Source organism: Hoylesella buccalis ATCC 35310 (assembly GCF_000177075.1).
Lineage (GTDB): Bacteria > Bacteroidota > Bacteroidia > Bacteroidales > Bacteroidaceae > Prevotella > Prevotella buccalis.
The window spans coordinates 1-5992 of record NZ_ADEG01000044.1 but is presented as its reverse complement, the minus strand read 5'-3'; the positions used below and the strand labels follow the sequence as shown (position 1 = coordinate 5992).

General features: G+C 33.4%; 9 protein-coding genes and 3 pseudogenes. 2 read left to right on the top strand and 10 right to left on the bottom strand.

Annotation, left to right across the window (positions count from 1 at the left end):
* Positions 1–178 (top strand): annotated as a pseudogene (locus tag HMPREF0650_RS13055) (IS1380 family transposase); the annotation flags it as partial.
* Complete coding sequence (locus tag HMPREF0650_RS13485; RefSeq protein WP_245543459.1) at positions 178–366, top strand: hypothetical protein; 189 nt, start codon at positions 178–180, stop codon at positions 364–366. The pseudogene HMPREF0650_RS13055 and the gene HMPREF0650_RS13485, both read left to right, overlap by 1 nt.
* A gap of 425 nt (positions 367–791) precedes the next feature.
* Here HMPREF0650_RS13485 and HMPREF0650_RS13250 read toward each other — a convergent pair whose 3' ends face one another.
* From HMPREF0650_RS13250 to HMPREF0650_RS04740, 10 genes and pseudogenes are all read right to left on the bottom strand, one after another.
* The gene (locus HMPREF0650_RS13250; RefSeq protein ID WP_211205576.1) at positions 792–1106 is read right to left on the bottom strand and encodes a hypothetical protein; all 315 of its coding nucleotides are present in this window, start codon (positions 1104–1106) and stop codon (positions 792–794) included.
* Positions 1103–1510, bottom strand: coding sequence for a hypothetical protein (locus tag HMPREF0650_RS04770; protein ID WP_040562484.1), 408 nt, complete (start codon positions 1508–1510; stop codon positions 1103–1105). The genes HMPREF0650_RS13250 and HMPREF0650_RS04770 overlap by 4 nt, the downstream gene beginning before the upstream one ends.
* Before the next feature lie 447 nt (positions 1511–1957).
* Positions 1958–2746 (bottom strand): androgen-induced gene 1 family protein, encoded by a 789-nt coding sequence (locus HMPREF0650_RS04760; protein WP_004348769.1) that lies wholly within the window; start codon positions 2744–2746, stop codon positions 1958–1960.
* Positions 2747–2773: 27 nt separating this feature from the next.
* Positions 2774–3130, bottom strand: a complete 357-nt coding sequence (locus HMPREF0650_RS13050) for a hypothetical protein (protein WP_155813579.1) — start codon at positions 3128–3130, stop codon at positions 2774–2776.
* 441 nt (positions 3131–3571) lie between these two features.
* Positions 3572–4006 (bottom strand): hypothetical protein, encoded by a 435-nt coding sequence (locus tag HMPREF0650_RS04755; protein WP_004348768.1) that lies wholly within the window; start codon positions 4004–4006, stop codon positions 3572–3574.
* Positions 4007–4020: 14 nt separating this feature from the next.
* Positions 4021–4302, bottom strand: a pseudogene (locus HMPREF0650_RS04750) (HNH/ENDO VII family nuclease); the annotation flags it as partial.
* A gap of 126 nt (positions 4303–4428) precedes the next feature.
* A pseudogene (locus HMPREF0650_RS13480) lies at positions 4429–4647 on the bottom strand (RHS repeat-associated core domain-containing protein); the annotation flags it as partial.
* 64 nt (positions 4648–4711) lie between these two features.
* On the bottom strand, positions 4712–5062 hold the full coding sequence (locus HMPREF0650_RS04745) for a hypothetical protein (RefSeq protein WP_004348765.1): 351 nt from the start codon (positions 5060–5062) through the stop codon (positions 4712–4714).
* Positions 5063–5107: 45 nt separating this feature from the next.
* Positions 5108–5281: a DUF6531 domain-containing protein gene (locus HMPREF0650_RS13710; RefSeq protein WP_004348764.1), complete on the bottom strand. Its 174-nt coding sequence runs from the start codon at positions 5279–5281 to the stop codon at positions 5108–5110.
* A gap of 24 nt (positions 5282–5305) precedes the next feature.
* Positions 5306–5932 (bottom strand): T6SS immunity protein Tdi1 domain-containing protein, encoded by a 627-nt coding sequence (locus HMPREF0650_RS04740; RefSeq protein WP_040562486.1) that lies wholly within the window; start codon positions 5930–5932, stop codon positions 5306–5308.
* Between the last annotated feature and the right edge of the window lie 60 nt (positions 5933–5992).

Sequence of the window (5992 nt, the reverse complement as noted above, 5' to 3'; positions counted from 1 at the left end):
ACCACAAAGACTTGACGTAAAGAAGTTCGGACTCAATGCAACAAGTCGCATAAAAGCGTTTGTCTTCAGGTTTATCTCTGTACCAGCCAAGTGGATCAGGACATCAAGGCGGTATGTGCTGAACATCTATACCTGTAATAATGCTTACGCAGATGTTTTCCAAACTGATTTTGGATAATGCCTACAACTTATGGGAATGATATTGTGTATGCCTCAAGTCACATTGTGGGGTATGGGGATATTGTAGGCAGAAGTGGGGGCTTCAAGTTCAAATTATCTGCAAATTCAGTAATGAGAGGACGTGTAAACGCAATAAGGACGTTCAAGGGCTTAGTTGCGGATTTGAGGATAATAAAAAAACAATAATTCTATGACTATTATTATAACGCTTATAAGCATACTGTAGAAGAATTTCTTTTTATAAATCTTCACTTCCTTCAATGAGAGTTTATTGAAGTGTGTCTGTAGTTTTTCATATTTGTTTTCATTGTATATTTTCATATTGATAAGAATTAAAAATACAAATAATATGAACAATGGGCTACTCAATAGTTCAAAACTATCAACAATACTTCTCTCTATTACTATATTTAGTAAAATTAATAGCATTATTACAAAGAACACTATATAAGAAAATTGAAGAACAGCTATTATAGCAAAAGTACGATCAGGAAAACCTCTTTTGGGTGTATTGTGCCAAAGCCAATAAAATATATTATCACAAAATGATATCTTGTCATTTTGTGGAATAAAGTATGTTTTCATTTATGTGATTTTACTTGAGATAGTGATCATCTTAATTTCCCTTGCCGAAATTCTGGATAGTGAGGATTATATTTAAATGGAATACTGTAATCGTAATGTGGACGTACTACCCTTGTTGCGTCTACAGGTGTAATGGTTCCATGAATTTCTTCATAACTTTTTGCTGGTATAAATGACCGTTTTGAAGAACTTATTATAAACCATAAAATCCCTAATACTATACCTGCAGGTGGACATATATCACCTATAACATAGATGCCTACACTTACACCAACATTAGTTGCTGCATCAGTAGAAATTCTGTTGAAATATATGTGTAGTTCATCGTATTTTTTCGTCAAATATTTTCCATATCCACAGTCCTCCATGAAATTAAATCTTCAAAAGTTGTTGCTTGCTTTAAACGATCAATAAACTCTTGACCAAATTTTCCATTAGAATTTTTAATTTGATTTTCCATAATTTTCCGTGTTTCTTCAATGCTCAATTTTTCTCCCGTAGCGACAAAATTGCATTTATACCTAACCTTACGAAATAAGAAATAGAAAATATCTTTAATTTTGCTCTTAGTTGCAAGGATATATATATCACCTTGACAATCTATAAATCGCATATTAAAAAAGAAATTCCTCCATATTTCTTCATCATCTGAAATATAAAAAGCATCATAGCGAATAATTTCATTGAGTAACCAATAATTATCTCCTAGTGAACTAATATCGATATTATAAATAGGAAATTGCATAATCAAAATAAATCTACACTATATCCAATATTGTTGTCTATTATTACAGCATAGAAAAATATTATCCATGTTGAACTACAATAAAAAACAAAAAAGACTTTTCCCCAAAATAGACGCTTAGGACTTTTCTCCTGATATTCATCAACAAGATGGGATATTCTTGACTTCCTGAAATAGCATCTATACATGTATGTTACTATTGGCATGATTATTATGACAGACCATACCCATGAAAGTAAATCATTTCTGCTTTTTATGGGTAGATGTTGTAATATATTTAATCCTATATGCTGTTCTGCGATATAAACTATAGTAAGTATATTTACAAATAATAAGACAGAAACAATTAAGGCTGAGTCTATGCGAGTATCTGCAGATTTTCCGTAGCTCTTATTTTTTGATAAAAAATAATATGTCCAATATGCAATCTCTTTTAATAGCATAATCTTATCTCCTTGATTTTGATGCATGACCAATGAAAGTTTGTCTGGGGCTAAAACGTCTTTTGATAATTGTTGGTGGGAAAGGATGAATAAGTAGGACAACTCTTAGATTATCTACAGGTTGAATATATGGATCTTTTCGTATATTGGGGGCAAGCGTTGGGGAGTAAAATGCTCCTAATAAATCGAGCCCCCAATAAACTATACCTATGGTTAATCCTATAGGACCACCAAATGTAGCTAATGCAGAAAATCCTATATTTGTAATTCCTTTAAGTGCAGAAATCTGACCTGTAACTACTCCTGCAGCATCAGTTACAACTCCTATAATAAAGACTTTTCTCCCGACATTTTTTGCAATATGAGTTATCTTATACGTTTTTATCCTGGCTCTACTTCCCCCTCCCCATCCAGATGGGTACACTTTAGGAGAGAAATATCCTTTAGAGTTAAAACGCACAGTCGTTCTTATATTAGAGAGTTTAGTAAACCCTAAAGAACTGCCAGCTGCGGTTAGCGCATTGGATATTTGTCCATGCCATGTATATGTTGGAATTCTGGTGCTGTCAATATTTTGAGGAGCAAAACCCCACAGAGGCATGGAGTCTGAGAATGATATTAACCCCAAAGGAGGTAAGGTCGAGGTTTTAATGACTTTATTTCCTAATGATTCAACTTCAATTTCTGCAGTTTTATGATTTTCAAATGTAACATGACTCTTTATAAACTGTCCAGCAAGCATTTTTTGCCCTAGTTCATGCTGGGTTAGACTATCTTGTTGATGGATTGGCATAAATTTCAATATAATAAAGAGTTGATTTTAATCAAGGCTATAAATAGAGTATTCTAAATGACATAATACTTGAAGCGAATCCATAGAAGGAAGATACCAAACAGTGAGTAAACTATCTGAATGGGTTTGCCAAGTGTACTCCATTACTTTTATGCTGCGACTGAGTCGTTGTGATTTTGTAAAACAGTTTAGGACAGCAGTCCTAAACTCATCATGCTGTTCTGTTATTAAATATGAGGCAATATCCTTAGGGGCTCCATACAAAGAATCAATTTCTTTAACACTATATGTGTTAGGTTTAATAACATTTTTTTGAAATTGACCAGAATTCTTGCAGCTGTAAAAAACAAAAAGCAAAGCCGTTAAAATATTGTAATATTTCATTTATCTAAAATAAATTCCGTATCATCTCTAAACATAGAGTTCAACTCTAGTAATGTTGCTTGAGAGGACTGTGCAATTCGAAGGAATCTCAGCAATTGACTCATTGGCATCTACTTTTACTTCATTGCCACCTACACCGTATTGATATAGTCCCATAATTTGTATGATTTAATATTATCTTTATATTCGATTATTCAAGCCATTAGGGTGTTGGTAAATATAATCATTTTTATTATGAACACCAAGGAAAATCTGGTTTTTTTGTTGTTTCACTGCAAAAATGTTGATAATCAGCCTGCAATTTGACCTATACGCCGAAACTTCTTTGCCGAAAAAAAAGTCATTTTTCTGTAGCAAAGCCACAAAACCACCCGCCGATGTTCCGCCAAAGGCGGAGAAAGAAAGCAGAAACAACCCTCCACAATCAAGGCAGGTTTAAGTTTATTCTAATTCAAAAAACCACTCCAAGAAAGAATTAAAATCTTTCCATTGAGGTCGTAGTTGCCCATTCTGAAAATCAATTAACTTTTGTCCAAGTTCAAGTTCTAAAACTTCCCCTGTCTTTCGATTATAGAAAAAACCTCCTTCTCCCTCAAAACTATCTAATGGGATATATTCGTCGGGTAATTTTAGAACTTTATGGGCTGATTCTATACCATAATCCAAATCATCGGAATATATTTTAAACCAACAGACATTATATAGTTCATAACTACGACCTTTAAATGTTACAGCATTTGTATAAAGATTAAATTGGGCGAAGGTCGTATCCAATTTAATTCCTAAATCTAACATTACTTTTTGATAATTTGTATCTTCAGTTTCGTCGTACAATCCTGTTTCTATCAAATAATTTTTAACTTTTTCTGACAACATAAATATCAATTTTATTATTTGCAAATTCCTTTCTTTTTTCGTGCATTTATTTCTACTTCTGCTCTCTGTTTCCAATAGGCTTCTCTATTTATTTTAAACAAATCTCTATTTACAGGATTATCAGGATGAGCATTAGGCAAATATGGATGTAAAGCATTACTACCATAATATTTTTGATGTGTTGCATAGGATAACTCAAATAATGAACCTTTTGCGTTTTGTTTTGAGTGATGTAGGTTTATCTGACTATATTTGCCATTCTTAACAACAAATGGAGCATCACCTCTTAAAGCTCTATCTAAATTCGTCTCTGTTATTCCTCCTTTTCCTGCAGAAGGTAAACCCCAATCTATTTTTTGCTGATAAACTGTATGAGTATTTCCTGATGGAGCATTAAAAATAGAAGGCGTAAAGAAACCTCTTAACCCCAATGGATCTATCCAGCTGTTAGAATCGTGAACATAAGCATATACATTTAGTCCGCCTGCAATAGAAATCGGGTCTTGGCTTATGTAATTGCCTGTACTTGGGTCGTAATATCTGTACCTATTATAATACAGCCCCGTCTCACCATCCTCATACTGTCCTTGGAAACTAAAGGGTATAAAATTCCTCTCACCTCTGAGTTCCAGCACATCGCCATACCGCTAAAAGCGGAGAACAGAAAGCAGAAAAAGTCTCGATTGAGGTGGGGTGTTGCTGCTACTATTGTTTTTCTCGAAATTCCAGTAATTTCTTTTCAATAAAAGCAAAATCGGTTATCGCTTTGTCCTTGTCTTTGGCTCGGTCGTATTTTTCACTCCATTTTCTAATTCCGTAAGCATAGAATTGAAACCCTTCTTCTGTTAAATCTCCAACCGTAATCTGAGAATCGTCATTTGCCTTTTCTCCTTTTTTTAATATTTCTCTTGTAGTAAACCCATTATCTTGTAAGAAATGAACATAGTTCTCAAAAAAACGATATTGCCTCTCTTTATACTCCTGCGTTATGGGCTGTGGAGCTAATTTAGATTGAGTTATCCAACTTAATTTTTCTATTATTCTATTTTTATCCATCTGTTTTTTTTATTTTAGTGACATTTGACTTTTTTCGTTTCTAAATCAACATCTAATCTTGTTGCTGTCGAAATGGTACACACGTTTCCATTTCAAAGGCAAAGCCCCCGGAAAGAAAAAGTCTATTCCTTCATACAGCACTGAACCTGTAACAAGATTTACAGGCTCAAAACCGTAAAAAGATAACTCTTTCTTTAGACTTTGGGTAAAATGAAACATAGCAGTTCTTTGAATAAAATTACATTACCCTTCTAAATCTATGATCTTTCCTACAGCCTGTCCAATAATGTCAATATAAGATTTTGCATCTACTACTTGCAGGTTTTTATTGGATGCTTTTCCTCCTAAAGCTAATGCCGGTACATAACCATAGCATTGTCCGTATTGTAAAGCAGGTAACTTTCCTTTAACATCTAAGTAGGGTTTAGCTTTGTATGTATCTATTAAATCATCTTTGTCATTTATTAAAATGTTTAAAAACACATTGACTCTATGACCTAGCATACTTTTTTGAAAGTTTCTAATATTGAGGAAGGCTGCACGGTTTCCTTCATCAGGAGCGATAGTCCAATTATCATTACCCTCCCACAACAGCAAATCACCTAATGCTGTAATTCCCCAAATAATACATGGTTCCAATAGTTTATCAATATAATCAAATGCAAAATCATATTCTTCAGGATCTACAATTTGCAAATACCCATCTTCGAATACTCCAGCCCCCATATTTCTCCAAATCCATATAAGTTCTTCTGGAAATCTACCCTTAAAAAGGCTTATATATTTTGAGATCGTATTCTCCGAAATATTCTTATACTTATTATAAGTACCGTTGTTTCTTTCAATAAAGTTCTCTATACCATTCCTCATAAACATCTTGAGCTGTTTTTGTTGTAGAATTTGAAAAGTTTGTTTCATAGCCAAAATAAC